Origin of the sequence: Caballeronia sp. LZ019 (genome assembly GCF_031450825.1) — a bacterium.
GTDB lineage: Bacteria > Pseudomonadota > Gammaproteobacteria > Burkholderiales > Burkholderiaceae > Caballeronia.
Genome location: NZ_JARTVZ010000001.1, coordinates 656167 through 672112 on the forward strand (window position 1 = coordinate 656167; position 15946 = coordinate 672112).

At 61.5% G+C, this 15946-nt stretch carries 12 protein-coding genes; 5 read left to right on the forward strand and 7 right to left on the reverse strand.

The features are described 5' to 3' along the window. Positions 1 to 43 precede the first annotated feature (43 nt). From argG to P9255_RS02940, 3 genes are all read right to left on the reverse strand, one after another. Complete coding sequence (gene argG, locus P9255_RS02930; RefSeq protein ID WP_309768798.1) at positions 44 to 1378, reverse strand: argininosuccinate synthase; 1335 nt, start codon at positions 1376 to 1378, stop codon at positions 44 to 46. A 110-nt stretch (positions 1379 to 1488) separates the two neighbouring features. After that, a complete protein-coding gene (locus P9255_RS02935; RefSeq protein ID WP_309789118.1) occupies positions 1489 to 1809 on the reverse strand; it encodes a DUF1330 domain-containing protein in 321 nt (106 codons plus the stop codon). An 82-nt stretch (positions 1810 to 1891) separates the two neighbouring features. Then, positions 1892 to 2908 carry a 1-aminocyclopropane-1-carboxylate deaminase gene (locus P9255_RS02940; RefSeq protein ID WP_309789120.1) on the reverse strand — a complete coding sequence of 339 codons (1017 nt, stop codon included), beginning with the start codon at positions 2906 to 2908 and terminating at the stop codon, positions 1892 to 1894. Positions 2909 to 3083: 175 nt separating this feature from the next. Here P9255_RS02940 and P9255_RS02945 point away from each other — a divergent pair, with 175 nt between their 5' ends. From P9255_RS02945 to P9255_RS02955, 3 genes are all read left to right on the forward strand, one after another. Then, positions 3084 to 3572, forward strand: a complete 489-nt coding sequence (locus tag P9255_RS02945; protein WP_309789121.1) for an Lrp/AsnC family transcriptional regulator — start codon at positions 3084 to 3086, stop codon at positions 3570 to 3572. 190 nt (positions 3573 to 3762) lie between these two features. Next, positions 3763 to 4749 carry a hypothetical protein gene (locus P9255_RS02950; protein ID WP_309789122.1) on the forward strand — a complete coding sequence of 329 codons (987 nt, stop codon included), beginning with the start codon at positions 3763 to 3765 and terminating at the stop codon, positions 4747 to 4749. 1260 nt (positions 4750 to 6009) lie between these two features. After that, positions 6010 to 6474 (forward strand): hypothetical protein, encoded by a 465-nt coding sequence (locus P9255_RS02955; protein WP_309768803.1) that lies wholly within the window; start codon positions 6010 to 6012, stop codon positions 6472 to 6474. Between the two features lie 1387 nt (positions 6475 to 7861). Here the strand turns inward: P9255_RS02955 and P9255_RS02960 are convergent. Then, entirely contained in the window at positions 7862 to 8836 is a 975-nt protein-coding gene (locus P9255_RS02960; protein ID WP_309768804.1) for a ParB/RepB/Spo0J family partition protein, read from the reverse strand. Beyond that, positions 8833 to 10044, reverse strand: a complete 1212-nt coding sequence (locus P9255_RS02965) for an AAA family ATPase (RefSeq protein ID WP_309768805.1) — start codon at positions 10042 to 10044, stop codon at positions 8833 to 8835. The genes P9255_RS02960 and P9255_RS02965 overlap by 4 nt, the downstream gene beginning before the upstream one ends. Before the next feature lie 622 nt (positions 10045 to 10666). Between P9255_RS02965 and P9255_RS02970 the strand changes: the two genes are divergently transcribed. Then, complete coding sequence (locus tag P9255_RS02970) at positions 10667 to 12067, forward strand: replication initiation protein (RefSeq protein WP_309768806.1); 1401 nt, start codon at positions 10667 to 10669, stop codon at positions 12065 to 12067. 55 nt (positions 12068 to 12122) lie between these two features. Here the strand turns inward: P9255_RS02970 and P9255_RS02975 are convergent, their stop codons facing one another. After that, positions 12123 to 13283 carry a YbfB/YjiJ family MFS transporter gene (locus P9255_RS02975; RefSeq protein WP_309789130.1) on the reverse strand — a complete coding sequence of 387 codons (1161 nt, stop codon included), beginning with the start codon at positions 13281 to 13283 and terminating at the stop codon, positions 12123 to 12125. 929 nt (positions 13284 to 14212) lie between these two features. On the opposite strand from P9255_RS02975, the gene P9255_RS02980 reads away from it, so the two are divergent. Next, a complete protein-coding gene (locus P9255_RS02980; protein WP_404980236.1) occupies positions 14213 to 15382 on the forward strand; it encodes a YihY/virulence factor BrkB family protein in 1170 nt (389 codons plus the stop codon). Between the two features lie 39 nt (positions 15383 to 15421). Here P9255_RS02980 and P9255_RS02985 read toward each other — a convergent pair. Further along, positions 15422 to 15946: molybdopterin dinucleotide binding domain-containing protein (locus P9255_RS02985; protein ID WP_309789123.1), on the reverse strand; the 525-nt coding region annotated here is incomplete at its 5' end.

A 15946-nucleotide genomic window follows, 5' to 3' on the forward strand; every position in this document is an offset into this window, starting at 1 on the left:
CGCGGCTTCGCAGAACGCGCCATGCTCATCCGGCCGGCGCGCGTTACTCGCTGTCGCCCTTGATCTGCGGCAGCGCGGACGACTCGCCCGGCGTCAGCAGGCCGACTTGCGCGTAGATGCGCAGCTTGTCGCGCGTATCGGTGATATCGAGGTTGCGCATGGTCAACTGACCGATGCGATCGCGCGGCGAGAAAGTCGACGCCACCTTCTCCATCGACAGGCGCTCCGGCTGGTACGTCAGGTTCGGCGACTTCGTGCTGATAATCGAATAGTCGTTGCCGCGGCGCAGCTCCAGCGTGACTTCGCCGGTGATCGCACGCGCGACCCAGCGTTGCGCCGTCTCGCGCAGCATGATGGCCTGCGAATCGAACCAGCGGCCCTGATACAGCAGACGGCCGAGGCGACGCCCGTTCTCGCGATACTGCTCGATCGTGTCTTCGTTATGAATGCCGGTGACGAGGCGTTCATACGCGATATGCAGCAGCGCCAGCCCCGGCGCTTCATAGATGCCGCGGCTCTTCGCCTCGATGATGCGGTTCTCGATCTGATCGCTCATGCCGAGACCGTGACGCCCGCCGATGCGGTTCGCTTCGAGCAGCAACTCCACCGCGTCCGTGAACGTCTTGCCGTTGAGCGCGACGGGGCGGCCTTCTTCGAATCGAATGGTCACTTCTTCACGGTCGACCTTCACGTCGTCGCGCCAGAACGCCACGCCCATGATCGGATTCACGATTCTGATGCCCGATTCCAGGCTTTCCAGGTCCTTCGCTTCGTGCGTCGCGCCGAGCAGGTTCGAATCCGTCGAGTACGCCTTTTCTGCCGACATCTTGTACTCGAAGCCCGACTGGCGCATGAACTCCGACATTTCCGCGCGCCCGCCGAGTTCGTCGATGAACTGCTGATCGAGCCAGGGCTTGTAGATCTTCAGGTCAGGATTCACGAGCAGGCCGTAGCGGTAGAAACGCTCGATGTCGTTGCCCTTGTACGTGCTGCCGTCGCCCCAGATGTTGACGCCGTCTTCCTTCATCGCCGCGACGAGCATGGTGCCCGTGACCGCGCGGCCGAGCGGCGTCGTGTTGAAGTAGGTGACGCCGGCGGTCGAGATATGGAACGCGCCGCACTGCAGCGCGGCGATGCCTTCCGCGACGAGTTGCGCGCGGCAGTCGATCAGGCGCGCGCCTTCTGCACCGTACTGCGTCGCGCGTCGGGGAATGGAGTCGTAGTCGTCTTCGTCGGGCTGGCCGAGATTGGCCGTGTAGGCGTAGGGCACCGCGCCCTTCAGGCGCATCCAGTGCAGCGCGGCGCTCGTATCGAGGCCGCCTGAGAATGCGATACCGACTTTTTGCCCAGTCGGAAGGCTTTCAAGAATTGTGCTCATTAGCGAAACCGTTAAGTTGACGTGCGGGGTTGGGTGCAACTTTCGAGTATCAACCATGCCCGGTGATATGACAAGTTGGGCAAGTTTAGACCATCGCCGACGGCAGGCCGCTATTGGAGGATGTCGGTCGCCTTGTGGGAGGCATCGACGCCATCGATGAGAAACACCGCGCCGCGCGCGTGGCGCGTGCGTAGCGGCAGGATGCCTTGATACGCGTCGGACGCGTACCAGTCGCGGGCTTGCGCGAGGTCGGGGAAGGCGATCACGATCAGATCACCTTTCCACTCGCCTTCGCAGAGTTCGCATCGTCCGCCGTGGACGATGAAGCGGCCGCCAAACGGCGCGAGCGTATCGTCGATACGTTGCAGATACTCGACGATGTCCGCGCACAAGTTGACTTCATATAGATGGCCAATCGCATAAGCGGTCATTTCGAAGCTCCCGTGGTGATGTCGCACGCCGTCAGCCTGGCCTTGGCAGCGCCGTGCGTCCATTACGCGGGAGGTAAAGCGCCTAGCCGTTGCGGAACAGGAAGCTGTACGCGTTCAACGCCGGGACGCCGCCGAGATGCGCATACAGCACCCTGGAACCTTCGGGGAATTCGCCGTTGCGCACCATCTGGATCATGCCGTCCATCGACTTGCCCTCGTAGACGGGATCGGTCAGCACGCCTTCGAGCCGTGCGCAAAGACGGATTGCGTCCAGCGTGCCTTCGTTCGGCAGCCCGTATTCGGGGCCGCCGAAGCGCGTATCGAGAATCACGTCGTCGCTCGTGATGTCCTGCCCCAGTTCGACGAGTTCCGCGGTGTGCTTCGCGATGCGCGTAATCTGCTCGTGCGTCTGCTGCGGTTTCGCCGATGCATCGATGCCAATCACGCGTCGCGCGCGGCCATCCGCGGCGAATCCGGCGACCATGCCCGCCTGCGTGCTGCCCGTCACCGAGCACACGACGATGTAGTCGAACCTGAAGCCAAGTTCCGCTTCCTGCTGCCGCACTTCTTCCGCGAAGCCGACGAAGCCGAGTCCGCCCAGCCGATGCTCCGAGCATCCCGCCGGAATCGGAAACGGCTTGCCGCCCGCTTCCCGGACGCTATCCATCGCGTCCTGCCAACTCTTGCGAATGCCGATATCGAAGCCGTCCGGCACGAGGCGGACATCCGCGCCCATCATCCGCGAGAGCTGAATGTTGCCGACGCGGTCGTAGACGGCATCCGAGTAATTGACCCAGTTTTCCTGCACGAGAACGCATTTCATGCCGAGATGCGCCGCGACGGCGGCAACCTGCCGCGTCTGATTCGACTGGATGCCGCCGATCGAAACGAGCGTATCGCACCCCTGCGCGAGCGCTTCGGGAATCAGGTATTCGAGCTTGCGTGTCTTGTTGCCGCCGAACGCGAGGCCGCTGTTGCAGTCTTCGCGCTTTGCGTATAGCTCGACCTTGCCGCCGAGATGCGCCGAAAGACGCTTGAGCGGCTGAATGGGCGTCGGGCCGAAAGTCAGCGGATAACGGGGGAAACGTTGCAGGTTCATGGTCGGCATCCTCGTGATTGGGCTCCGGCAGTCGCGCAGATCGGCGACGCCATGCGGACAATCGTAGTCAAGCCGGCGATAAAAGGCGTTGCGAAATTAATAGGACGCGCTTAACGTTTGAACGCAAGTGTGATCCCGAACCTACGGTTATTTCGTCAGATGGTGATTTCGCGCAATGAAAAAATCCTCGGCAGCGCAAGAACCGCATGAGACCGACCGCGTCGACCGCGCGATCCTGCGTCAGCTTCAGCGCGACGCCTCCATATCCAACGTGGCGCTCGCGGCAAAGGTCAATCTGAGTCCGCCCGCGTGTCTGCGGCGCGTCGAGCGCTTGCGCGAAGCGGGCCTGATTCGCGCGACCGTCGCGCTCCTCAATCCCAAGGCGCTGGATGCGGGGATGCTCGTGCTTATCGGCGTGATGCTGGACCGATCGACGCCCGAGTCGTTCACCGCATTCGAGAAAGCAGCGCAGAAAGTGCCCGGCTGCATGGAGTGTCACGTCGTCACCGGCGAATTCGATTTCTTCATGCTGATCCGTACGCGCGACAGTGATAGCTTCAACCGGCTGCACGCCGAAAAGCTGCTCTATCTGCCGGGTGTACGGCAGATACGAACATTCGTCGTGTTGCGGGAGATTCTGTTGACTACCGCGTTTCCGGTGTGACGGCTTCTAGTCCCGCTCGTAATGCTTCGTTATCCTATCGAATCTATTGCGTGTTGCGCCGATGCTTGGTACGAGAGCGTACATACTGTTTCTCTATCGCATGGATTATCGACTAACCTGATTGCAGCTTGTCTTTCGCATGTCAGTGACGCCGTCGCCGCGCGTTCAACCTTTACCGATGAGAGGCGCCATGTTCAACTCGGCAATACTCGAAGTCGCTATCGGCATCGTCTTCATCTATATGCTGCTAAGTCTCATGTGCACCGCGTTGCGCGAGGGACTGGAGGGATTGCTGAAGACGCGCGCGTCGTATCTCGAGAATGGTATCCGCGAGTTGCTGTTCGACCTGAAGGGCGAAAATCTCGCGAAGGCCTTCTATGAACATCCGCTCGTTTTTAGCCTTTTTGCCGGGGAATATGCTTCGCCCGCGCCGGGAAAAATAGCGGGCGCGCTGACACGCGGCAAGTCGCTGCCGTCGTATATACCGGCCAGGAACTTCGCGGCGGCGCTGATGGACATCGTCGCTCGCGGTTCGGGCCGAGCGTTGGTGTTGACGGAAACGGTTACCGTCGCGGGCATTCGTGGGCAGCTTGCACTGATGGACAATCCCGCCGTGCAGCGCGCCGTCCTCGCCGCGCTCGATACCGCCCACGACGATCTCGACAAAGCGAGAAAGAATCTCGAGCGCTGGTACGACAGCGCGATGGATCGCGTATCGGGACGATACAGACGATCGACGCAATGGGTGCTGTTCTGGATCGGACTCGTGATGTCCGTGGGCTTCAATGTCGATACGCTGACCCTCGCCGATTACCTCTACCGCAATGAAACGCAACGCGGGGCTATCGTCGCGCAAGCGGGTTCCATCGCCAGGGACGCGAGCGGCCTGCCGGTGAATTTCAAGGATGTCAAGGAACAGATCGACGAGCTCAGGCTTCCCATCGGATGGGACTTCGTTTTCAATGAGAAAGCAAGGCAGAGCGGCACTCGAACGAACCTCTGGAACGAATATCACGCCTACTTCACGAAGCCGCTAGGGTGGCTGCTCACGGCTTTTGCCATTACCCTCGGCGCGCCGTTCTGGTTCGATGTACTAAACAGGATCATGGTCGTTCGGTTGACCGTGAAGCCGCATGAGAAGAGTCCCGAGGAGGCATCGGAGGACCGACAAGCGTGATTTCGGACGTTGCGTTAGATGGGTGGCGTGCGGAGCATAGGTGCGCAGGCATTCGCGCCATCGTTCGACGTGGGTCGCTTGCACTCGACGTCACGGCGGTCGGTGGTCAGAGGGTCGTGGTTGGCGCCCTGTGTCATTACACGATGCGACTTGCCGATCCTTCGCACGCTGATCGCGGGACACGGCGAGATTCGCGATCCTGCTACTTTTGTGCGTATTCCTTTTGCGCCTTCTCCGGTTCAGGCGATCGTGCCGGCGCGGCCTCATCAGTCGTCGTCACGATCGAGGCCCCGCGCGTGCGACGCTGTCGGCCCGTGGCTCGACGCGCCGACTTACGCCTATTGGCGCGGCGTCGTTGGCATCTCCGCCGCACGTCCGATACCGGCTTTGACAACGACCGATTGCGGCGCTTGCGTCGTTGACTTTATGCCCGGCACTGCAGCGCACTCCGGCTCGGTGGAAGGCGTTTCATGAAGCTCGATGTCTTCGTAACGTGCGGCTGCTTCACTGATCAAGGTGCTGCTTCTCGCCATGCACCCAGCCTTGCCCGACTGCAATCGTGCCCTTGCGGTTCAACGTGTCGGCGCTCAATACCGCATGTCTAATCATCGGTGCTGTCGCCCGCCTGCGGCGCGACCGGTGAACTCCGGTACGGTCGATTTCGCCTTACGGCACCCAAGGCTGCGCGTGGTGGCGGCGTCGTCGAATCCGGTCGACAACCGGTGCGAGTCTCGATTCGTGGTCTTGCCGGGATAGTCTCCACTGATCGTCACAATGACGTTGCTGATAGTGCGATATCGCGCGGGTACAGCCGGTCATTTATTAGGGATATGTCATCTGCACCCGACGCATGCTGTTAGGCTGTTAGTTGCATAATGTTCGTTCGTCCCCTTCGTATGCCATTTCAATAAGGCGATGCAGCCGAGCTGGAGGGCTCAAGCCTGTGCCGTTCCACCGCCTCATACGGTCTTTCGCCGTCTGATGCGGGGACGAGAGACACGGTTCGGCAGGCGCAGGCGGCAGGTTGTTGAGGTGGTGGTGAAGCGAAGCCACTCGGCTGTTCCGTCAGTTCCGCGACCGTCACATGGAAGGATCAAGATGCGTCGAAGTGTCCGTCGCGCAACGCGCGATCACGCCGGAGCGTACCTGCATCGGATCTGTCGGATGTCGACTGTCGATGGTGCCTATCCCACACCGTGCCCCTCAAGATTCCCTAGCCTGCGATCGTTAACCGAGAAAGGTCATCCAACGAGCGATCCAATGTCAACCACCATCCCTTTCCGGCGCTCCGCGCCAGCAATGCAGAAACGCCAGACAAAAGCACAGTTGCTTCCGATGCCCCGTGCGGTGGCTGACGAGTTGGCTCTACTCGCTCATTTATCGTTGGAAGCCCTCCGCGCCGGTTCGTCCGACATTGCTCCGGCTCGACAGATGGCCGAAGTTGTCCTCGTCGCAAGATTCATGGCAGAAGCGGGACATGGCTACTTTCCAGACGACGCATTCTTCGACGCGGACGCCATCATGACCAGCGTATTCGACGCCGGTCAGCGCTCAGGATGTTGGTCGATTAGCGGGGAGGAGGTCGAACGGCTAGCGCCTATCGTTTCTCTTTACGATCATCAGCTACGGCGAGCGACACTGGGAGCATTGACTGTTGCCAGTGCAAGGCTCGAGCAGTTCAAGGCGGGTGAGTCATATCGGGGCTTGCAGAAACGGCGCGCTTAACGGCGCTGCTCCACGACGGTCGAGGTGCGTGCGGCTCCCAGAGTTCGCGGAGGATCGATCGATATCGCTTACACGCGTGCGGGTCCTTGGCTACGGCATCCGTGTCGTTTGATACAGGTTCGGCTTTCCGGTGTCGCGTACACGGGCATTGTGCAGGACCGGACTCCGCACATAAGAAATCGATGCCGACGCGTAGCCCAAGCGTGAAACAAGTCGAGAAAACGTGCCTATTCAACTGAATTTCCAGCGAAATTCGCTTCTCGGCATTGGTTTCCGAGTGTTTCACGGGACGCGGCTTCTCGAGTCGATGCAGATCCTAGCTACGTTGGATGGCACCGGTGTTCGATCGCGGCAGTCCTGCAATGCGCCCCCACGTTGAGTCGTTGCGGCTCGGCGGACTAGCGGAATGCATCCGCGCATCTTTGCAGTCCAGTACGCAAATGCCTGTCTGTCAGCTCGATCCCCGCTCCCGCGCAACGCGGTGCGGCTCTTCGGAAGCCGGGCGCTCGCCCCGACTGATTTCCACGTTATCAACCGCGCAACTCTGAGCGACGATTCCATCGCGTTGACGCGTTGTTCTCGAAGGGAGTTCGCGTCTTTTTGCCTCGGGTTACGAATCAGTCGATAGCGCGCGGAGGATATGTACGGCGACGAGCGCATGACACGAGTGACTTGTTCGCTTGAGGCGACGTTGCCAAGCGGGCGGCCGATAGTGCACAGTAACCGTCGGGCAATTAGCCCGCTACTCGACACAGACGGCGAGTCCCTCTCGCGAGTGGTTTCCTTCCATTTCGGCGACGCCAATAATGGATCGTGCTGAAGTGTCCGAATTCGGACACCACGCGCCGATGTGGGGCGCCGCAGCGATCGAAGCGCCGATTATGCGGTAATTGGAGCCCCGCCCCGCGACGTTCACGGGGACGGGAGGCGCGTTTCCGGGGCTGCTACTCCCGCACGTTCTGTTCGTGCACGGAGATCGGTCCACGGGTTTTCCGCGCGTTCGAGCCACGCGCGGCCAAACTCTGAGCCAGGGTCCAGCAGACGCCAACGCTTGAGCAAGGACACTGTCCGAATTCGGACACCTAGGGATGGCGCACGCCTGCACGACTGAGCGACGTCGAAACTTGAAACGCGCATGAGTTCGTTACCATTGCAAGGACTCCCGCAAAGGCGGCATACCGCGAGCCGGTTCTTACAACAGGAGCCCCCAAACCCTTGCCAACATCGCCGCGCGCTCGTCTTCAAACGGCGAGTCACAGGCGAATCTAGGTGGAACACTGTCCGAATTCGGACACCGCACAATGCAGGAACAGCGCTCAAAGCACGCGTCAACCTCGAGCCGACTCCATAAGAGGCGTAAAAAAACCCGCTTGCGCGGGTCTCTCGTCTACTCCGACCTAATAGAGAACATCTTGCCTATATGTTCTCTCAGTTGGTCCTCCTGCTCCTCAGTGACCACTCCAGCCTTGAACTTGAAGGTCAGCCCCTTCACATCCTTGGTGATGCTGCCGGCCTGCACCTTTCCAGCAAAGATCTTCAAGATACTGCGGCCGCCAGCGTCCGTGGCCGACTCCCCCCGGCTGACCTGCGCTATCAAACTTGCAGCCAGCTTGGTTTGGACCAAGTCCCCGGATAGAACCTGCGGCCATAGTTCGTGAAGCGCCCGAAGTCCCGGCTCCCCAGACTTCTTGAGTGCGTTCGCCACGTCTTGCGCCGATGACGCCCCCAGCACCGACGGCGTCAAATCCAGATCACGTTTGACAAAGTCCGGCAGCGCGTCAAACGCGAGGAAACGATACAGATCGCTGCGCGATATCCCCATGGCTTCTGCAAGGCGCGTGCGATTAGGAAACTCGGCTTCGGCACGACGAATAGCGATGGCGATCTCATAATCAGACAGGTCATCGCGAGTGACGTTCTCCATCAACGCGAGCGCCGCCATGTCCTGATCCGAGCACTCGATGACAACAGCCCGAATCGTTTCCCTGTTGATCAGCTTGTGTGCGCGGAACCGTCGTTCACCCGCGACGAGTTGGAACGCCTCCCCAATTCGTCGCACGGTCACCGCCTGCAAAAGGCCGACCTCATCGATCGACCGGGCAAGCTCGGATAGCTTCGCCTCGTTAAACTGACGTCGCGGTTGCCACGGATTGGGCGCAATCGAGTCCAGCGGAATGTCCGTTTCGACGCCCTTCGCCTCGAGTTCCTGGATGCGCAACTGAGCCGCCGCTAGCGCGCTCGTAATCCCCGGCATCGTTTGCGGCCCACGCGCCGTGCGATCCTTTTTGTTCTCGCCCTTGAAATCGGCAGGCTTCGGAAGGTTGGCCGTTTTGGCCATGAGTTGTTCTCGAATGTTGCTCATGCAGCCTCCTTCCAGGATTTGACGAACATGTCGTCGAGCCACTTTGCGTACTGCATCATCGGTTGCCGAACTCGCTGTAGCGACTTTGCGGTGGAATGCGTGCTGACGATATCCAGCGCCGTCGAGAAAGAAAGGGCGCCGCCGCTCATCACCGAACTAGCCGGAATTTCGAAGGGATCGAGCCATCGGCCGTACGCGCTCTGCGCCCATTGACGGACGACGGGTGCGGACGACGTCTTGCCGTAATCCACCTTCGACAGCAGGATCGAGATGAAGTCATAGACCTTGTCCTCTTCATAAGGCAGAAAGTCTTCGGCGACATCGGAGAACAAACGCCAGAACGCCAGGGAGCTGATGAAGTCGAGGTTCTCCGGAATCATGGGCATGACGAGCGCGTCGGCGGCCAACAGCGCATTCAAGTTCATATACGACAGTGACGGCGACGTATCGATCAGGATGTAATCGTATTGCGCGCGCAACGGCTCCAATCCTTGCCGCAGGACCGCCCAGAACCGGTAACCCTGAATCGTCTTCTGCCGCGCAGGGAGCAGGAACTCAGCGCCATAAAGAAAGGTATGACCGGGGATGATGTCGAGGCCATCCCAGTACGTTGACTGCACGCTTGCGCCCAGACCGCCTTCGACGTTCTGGTCATATATATAGGGGAGCACGGTGTCGTCCCCGGAAATTTCCTTCTCCGCATACAGTCCACACAGTTCGGACGCGGAAGCCTGAGGGTCCAGATCGACGAGCAGTACCTTGCGGCCGAGAAGCGTGAGCGCTTGCGCAAGGCAGACCGTCGTCGTAGTCTTCGCCGACCCGCCTTTCAACTGCGCGGTGGTGAGCACCTTCCCTTTGAAGTCGCCCTGGCCGTCATCGAGTCCGGTTTGATAGATATCCGAGGCCATCTTCACCCAGACGCGAACCTCAGGCAGCGTGAAAGTGCGGCTACGGCCGTTTCCATTCAACGTACCCGATGGCAACCCGCCTTCACCTTTAGTGACCAGATACTGGATCTGCTGACGCGTGAGATTGCACATCTCCGCCAACTCGCTGATGGTGTAGATAGGAGCGGTCTTGCGCGGCCGGGGCGCCAGTATTTGCTCGCGAAGGTTGTCGGAAAAGGGTTCGAGGTTATCCGCGAATTCTGCGACTTCGCGGAGGGAGACCTTCCGGTCTTCCATAGGTAGGCTGCCTACGTTGGCCATTCTGCGCTTTCTCCATGTATTGACGCTAAAGCGCAGAATACACGAATGCGCGTAAACAGGGTTACATAGCGCCTAAATATCCCACTTTGCAACGCACGAGCTTTGTTTTTGGTCTGTTTTTCTAGCGAAACGGTCGCAGCCCTTTCCACGCTCGCAACCGCCGCCGATCTCGCACACAAGCCCGAAATCATCCCAGCACAAAAACCGCCCCCGGGGTGGTTTTTGTGCTGGCACTTTATTCTGGCAAATCACCTTTCGAATCAGCCAGTTAGACGCCCCAAAGGGGTTTAGGGCACGCGTGTCGGCAAGGTTGTTCGTTTTGTTTTTTATAAACTTCCACCGACCTACAAACTAACAGGACGCAATTTCTGCTTTGAAATCAACAACGACGCCTGTGGATAGGGGCGGTTTTTGTGCTGCATAGGGCGGTTTTTGTGCTGGCTGAGGCGGAAACTAGGCAGCGCAGGACGCTTTTTGTGAGCAAAGGGACGCTATTTGGGCTGGAACACGTCCTCGGGGACGGTTTTTGTGCCGACGTTCGAAGGGTATTTGCGGGGCGGTTTTTGTGTTGACACGCGTTCCTTGGCTGTTAGAGTGCCGGGGACCTCCGCCGAATCGAAGAATGGAAGACCAGGATTTCACCGTCACGCCTCAGCAACTTGCGCTGGACATCTACGAAGATATGTCCGGCCAGGGTGCGGCCATTTCCGAGGCGACACGCGATATCGGTTTCCTGCGGAACAACATCTTCACGCGCGTCGGAGGATTGGGCATTGCCGCGCGGCGCGTGCTGGACGCCGCCTACTTCATCGTGGCGACCAAAGCGCCGGACGAACTCATCGACGATAAGGTGTACACCTTCACCGCCGATGTGAACTACTTCAAATGGCTCATGCGCTATGACAGCCGCAACCATAGCCATCTGATCGCACAGATGCGGGCCGCGGCGCGGGCGCGCGTCGAAATCATGACCGCGCCGTCGATCGAGGAGTTGACCGAGAAGGACTCGTGGGGAACCATCAGCCTGCTCGGCGACTGTTACATCGAGCGTAATGTCGTCTGCGTGCTGCTTTCCGGCCGCGTCATCAAGTATCTGATCAGCCCGTACAAGGCGCATTGGCTGAGCTTGCGGGCGTCCACGGCCTTCTCGCTTTCGCTCGCGCGGGCAATCTACGACCGCCTCATTCCGTGCCAGGGCCACGGCGTCACCGAATGGTTTCCGTTCGACGAAGTGCTCGAATGGCCGGGAAAAGTCGGCGAATCGCGCAAGGAAGTGAAGGAGTTCAAGAAGCGCTTCCTGGAACCGGCCATCGACCAGCTCAACGAAGTATCGGATTTCGATGTCAGCTGGGAACCCAATGCCGACCGCGTCACACGCGACAAGCTCAAGATTCGCTTCCGGTTCACCAAGAAGCAGGGCGCGGATGCGGCGCGCGCGGGCATCCAGGATTCGATGTACCTGTTGCTGAACAACGAATTTGCGTTCGATACCCGCGACTTCGAGCGCCTCGCGAAACACCGCGACGTGTGGACGGATGAACGCCTCGAACAGGCCATCGAGTACACGCGATTCAAGCTCAACGAAGGCAAGGTCACGGTCAGTCCTCGCGGCTATCTGTTCAAGGCGCTGGAAGGCAATTACCGCATCGGCGAAGCGGACCGGCGGATGGCCGCGATCAAGGCGAAGCAACTCGAGGACGACAAGAAGAATCGACGGGATCGCGAGTCCGCCCAGGCGCAACTGGAAGCAACGATCCAGGCGCAGAACGACTCCGCGCGCGCGAAGATGAGCGAAGAGATTCGCGCTGGCCGCGAGTTCTTCGAAGCTGCCGACGCGCACACGCGGAAGGACCTGTGCCACTCGTTCGTGAGCCAGCTGATTCCACAGCGGTTGATAGAAAAGCAGGGGCTATCGCGCGAATCGTTAAGTGCGGAAAACATCCTGACCGTCAATCGCGTCGTCGCCGATGCTTTTTGCTCGCACGTCTTCGTCAAGATGAAGAAGGCGAGGCCGGGCGCGTAACTCCCGCTGCATCATTCGGATGCCGAAATAAACTGCACCGAAGCTCATTCGCTTCTCATGAGACATCCCGCAATGGCCTCTGGCAAGCCGCGAGCGCCGCGCCGGCAGCCAGCACCAGCGCGGAATAGACGAGACCGCGCGTGAGACCGGCGCTGTCGGATATGCGTCCGATGACAGTCGGTCCGACGATCTGACCCACTGCGAAAACGATCGTGAACGCGTTGATTCCGCTTCCCCACTGACTGGCCGGCAGGTTGTGCCGTACGAACGCGGTCGTCGATGCAACCGCCGAAAGGAACGTCGCACCGAATAACGCGCCGGAAGCAAATGCCGCGAGCGGATGCGCGATCACGGCGGGAATGACGGTCGCCACGGCGAGCAACGCGTTCAGCAGCGCGAGCGCCTGTCCACCGCGCATCCTGTCGAGCAGCCCCGACCACATGCGCGCGGACACGATCGTCGCGACGCCGAGCAGCGTATAGAAGCCCGTGACGACGCCGTCGGACAGGCCTGCGTTTCGCAGCAGCGCCACGATGAACGTCATGTAGCCGATGTACCCGATCCCGAAGCACGCGTATCCGGCGAGCGCGAGAGTAAAGCGCCGTTGACGGATCGCCTGGTCGTGCATGACGGCCCGCGCGCCATCCGTCGTTGCAGTCGGTTGCTCGCGTTCGATGCGCCGCGCAGCGGCCACGGCGATGACCGAACTGGCGGCGCATGCCGCGGCCAGCGCGAACCAGGCGAACCGCCAGCCGTGCAAGCCGGGTGCAACCGTGATGGGCACGAGTATCGACGACATCACGATGCCCCATCCGGTGCCGCCGTAGTAGAGACCGATGATGAGTCCCGCGCGGCCCGGCGACAGTGATGCGAGCCGTGCGGCCAGCACGCCTCCGCTGACGAACACGAGCGCGCTGGCGGCGCCGGTGACGACGCGGAGTATCAGAAGGGCGTTCGTATCGGTGACGGCGCCGCTGAACGCCATCAACATGGCCGTCGCGAGGCAGCCGGTGACGAACGATGTCCGCGACGCCCATCGACGCGAAAGGCGCGCGAAGGCGATGGCGCCGACGAGGTATCCGAAGGCGTTTGCCGTGTTCATCGCGCCGGCCTGCGCGAAGTTCCAGGCGAGGTCCTGCTTCATCGACGGAAGCAGCAGCGCGTAGGAGAAGCGTGCGAAGCCGAGCGCGATGGCGCTGCCGAGCGAGAGCGCCATCGCGACCGTGAGCGCGTGCCGCGCGACGGATGCTCGAACGGTCGATGATGCTTCGTCCGGCCCGGCGCGGCTCGTTTCGCGGAAAGCATGGTCGGCGAGGGCTTCGCTACGGTCGTCATGTCGTTGCACGCGGGGTTGTCCTGGTCGGGCTTGCGCGGCGATTCATCGGCGGTCGTGAGACTGCCGTCTGGGTGCTTCTTGCCGATGTATGGTAACGCGGCGGACGCGTTGTGCTGCATGCGTTTCGTCGTCCGAGCGCCGACGGTCGAGGTTGAAAGAACGCCCGCATGCGGCGGTGACGCATCGCGAGCGCGCCGCTGGCTCTGCGGTGATCGAGCCACTGAGCGCGCGCCGGGCGCGTGGCGCCGCGGCCCGCGATGACGTCCCGCACGCAACCCGCCGCCGACGATACCGCAACGTACGAAGAAGGGCAGGCACCGACTGCCACTTCACGCGTACGCGCCCGATCCGCGTCGTTCGAAAGAACCGCCCGCAGGCCAGGCGATGCAAGCACAGTCGTTGCTACCAGCGAAGATGCGAACCAACGCACCGAAGGCACCTTTCCCCCAAGCCTCAAGGAGCATAGCCATGCCAGACGCTTCCGACCCGCAAAAGCCCGACCCTGCGCAAGCGGAGATAGCCCGCGGCACGCCGCCCGCGCGAACCCCGGAGACGTTACCCGACACCGACCTGCAACCGGACCAGCAACCCGTGCGCCGGATGCCCGATCTGTCCAGGCCCGGCGCTGACGGCTGACATCTACCTACGCCCGCCGCGCCGCGCCGACGCTCCCGTGCCCCGGGTGCGACGGGCCACGCCGCGCCAGCGACAACACGCGCTCGCCGCGCGCAAGCGTCTTCCTTCAGGCCATCGCCCGCGCTGGCATCGCCAATGCTATACGCCCTCAGCAAGCCAAAAAGGAGGAAGCGATGGACAAGACCCCCGCCCGGGAATCGAAATCCCTGATGAGCCGCGTCATTGCGTGGCCCGCTCGCACGTTCAAGCGATTCAGCGCCGACCGCAGCGCGCCGATGGCCGCGAGCATCGCGTTCTATTCCGCGTTCTCGCTCGCGCCGACGCTCGTCATGGTCATCGCCATTGCCGGACTCGTGTTCGGCGCCGAAGCCGCGCGCGGCCAGCTTTTCCACCAGATCAGCGGGATGCTCGGCAAGGAAGCCGCCGAAAGCGTGCAAACGATCGTCGAGCACGCGCATCGCAGCGGCGGGGGCGGCATCGCGGCGATCGTCTCCTTCGTGCTCCTGGCGGTCGGCGCATCGGCGACGTTTTCATCGCTGAACACGGCGCTCTCGATCATCTGGCCCGCCGACAACAAGGAGAAGTCAGGCGTCGCGACCATGGTCAAAGTGCGCCTGATTTCCTTCGGCCTCGTGATGGGCGTCGCGTTCCTGCTGATCGTGTCGCTCGTTCTCGATACCGCCGTGCAGGCCGCCGGAAAATGGGTGTTCGGGGAATCGCCGCTCGTCATCATCGGCGATATCGTGCAGTTCGTGCTCGGACTCGTCATCCTGTCCGCCGCATTCGGCGCGTTGCTGAAATATCTTCCCGATGGTCACGTCGAGTGGCGCGATGCCCTCGTCGGCGGCGCAATCTCCGCTGTGCTGTTCTCGGTCGGCAAGAAGCTGTTCGCGCTGTATCTGACGCACGCGGGGACCGCCAACGCATTCGGCGCGGCGGGGTCGCTCGCGGTGCTGCTGATGTGGCTGTACTTCGCGGCGGCCGTGGTGCTGCTCGGCGCGGAAGCCGCGGCCACGCGCGTCGAAGCGCGCGAGGGCAAGGCGAGCGAACATGAAGCGCCCGCAACCGCGGACAAAGGCGCCAGAGCGATGCCGACGCCTGCGCCTGTCATGCGCGTCGAGCACCTCGACGACGTGAAGCCCGCAGCGCAAATCGAGCCGGTGATCGTGCCGCGATCGTCATCGTCATCGTCATCTTCGTGGGCGCAGACGGTCGCGAAAGGCGTCGCTACGCTGAAAGCCAATCCCAGCCGCATCGCGATCGCGGCGGCGGGAGCGGGCCTCTTCGTGTTCACGAAGGGATCGCGCCGGACGCAGGGGCGGCATCGCTCGGCGAAGGCGTAATCGAACAGCGGGGCGGCCGCGCGCCGCCCCTCGCCGCATCTACGACGGCGTGCCCGTCTGCCGCCGATGCTCCGGCGTCTCGGCCGCCACCGTTGCGCCCGTCTTGTCGTTAGGCACGTCGCCCTGGTGCCAGCTCTGCGCATCGGCGCTCACCTCGCAATCGCCCCGGCTCAGCGAAAGGAGCACGGGTATCGACTTGTACGAAGGCGTGCCGCTGCGCGGATCGTTGTCCGCGAGTGAAACGAGGCAATTGGCTTCCGGATAGTACGCGGCGATGGACCCCGGCGCGATATCGAACGCGACTGCCGTCAGCCCGCACAAGCGCCGCGTTCCGCCGACGCTCACCGTGCTCTCGATCGTCTCCAGATCGACCAGATCGCCATGCTGCAAGCCGCGCGCTTCGAGATCGCGCTCGTTGACGAACACCACGTCGCGCCGGCCGGTGATGCCGCGATACCGGTCGTTGAATCCGTAGATCGTCGTGTTGTACTGATCATGGCTACGGATGGTCGCGAGTATCAGTGCGTCGTCGCGATTCACGCGCGGGTCCATCATCACGCCCTT

Bases quoted from the DNA above. Each gene is read 5' to 3' on its own strand.
- P9255_RS02935 (WP_309789118.1), bottom strand. From the start codon at position 1,809: ATGACCGCTTATGCGATTGGCCATCTATATGAAGTCAACTTGTGCGCG.
- P9255_RS02965 (WP_309768805.1), bottom strand. From the start codon at position 10,044: ATGGCCAACGTAGGCAGCCTACCTATGGAAGACCGGAAGGTCTCCCTC.
- P9255_RS02950 (WP_309789122.1), top strand. From the start codon at position 3,763: ATGTTCAACTCGGCAATACTCGAAGTCGCTATCGGCATCGTCTTCATC.
- argG (WP_309768798.1), bottom strand. From the start codon at position 1,378: ATGAGCACAATTCTTGAAAGCCTTCCGACTGGGCAAAAAGTCGGTATC.
- P9255_RS02980 (WP_404980236.1), top strand. From the start codon at position 14,213: ATGGACAAGACCCCCGCCCGGGAATCGAAATCCCTGATGAGCCGCGTC.
- P9255_RS02955 (WP_309768803.1), top strand. From the start codon at position 6,010: ATGTCAACCACCATCCCTTTCCGGCGCTCCGCGCCAGCAATGCAGAAA.
- P9255_RS02975 (WP_309789130.1), bottom strand. From the start codon at position 13,283: ATGGCGCTCTCGCTCGGCAGCGCCATCGCGCTCGGCTTCGCACGCTTC.
- P9255_RS02960 (WP_309768804.1), bottom strand. From the start codon at position 8,836: ATGAGCAACATTCGAGAACAACTCATGGCCAAAACGGCCAACCTTCCG.
- P9255_RS02970 (WP_309768806.1), top strand. From the start codon at position 10,667: ATGGAAGACCAGGATTTCACCGTCACGCCTCAGCAACTTGCGCTGGAC.
- P9255_RS02940 (WP_309789120.1), bottom strand. From the start codon at position 2,908: ATGAACCTGCAACGTTTCCCCCGTTATCCGCTGACTTTCGGCCCGACG.
- P9255_RS02945 (WP_309789121.1), top strand. From the start codon at position 3,084: ATGAAAAAATCCTCGGCAGCGCAAGAACCGCATGAGACCGACCGCGTC.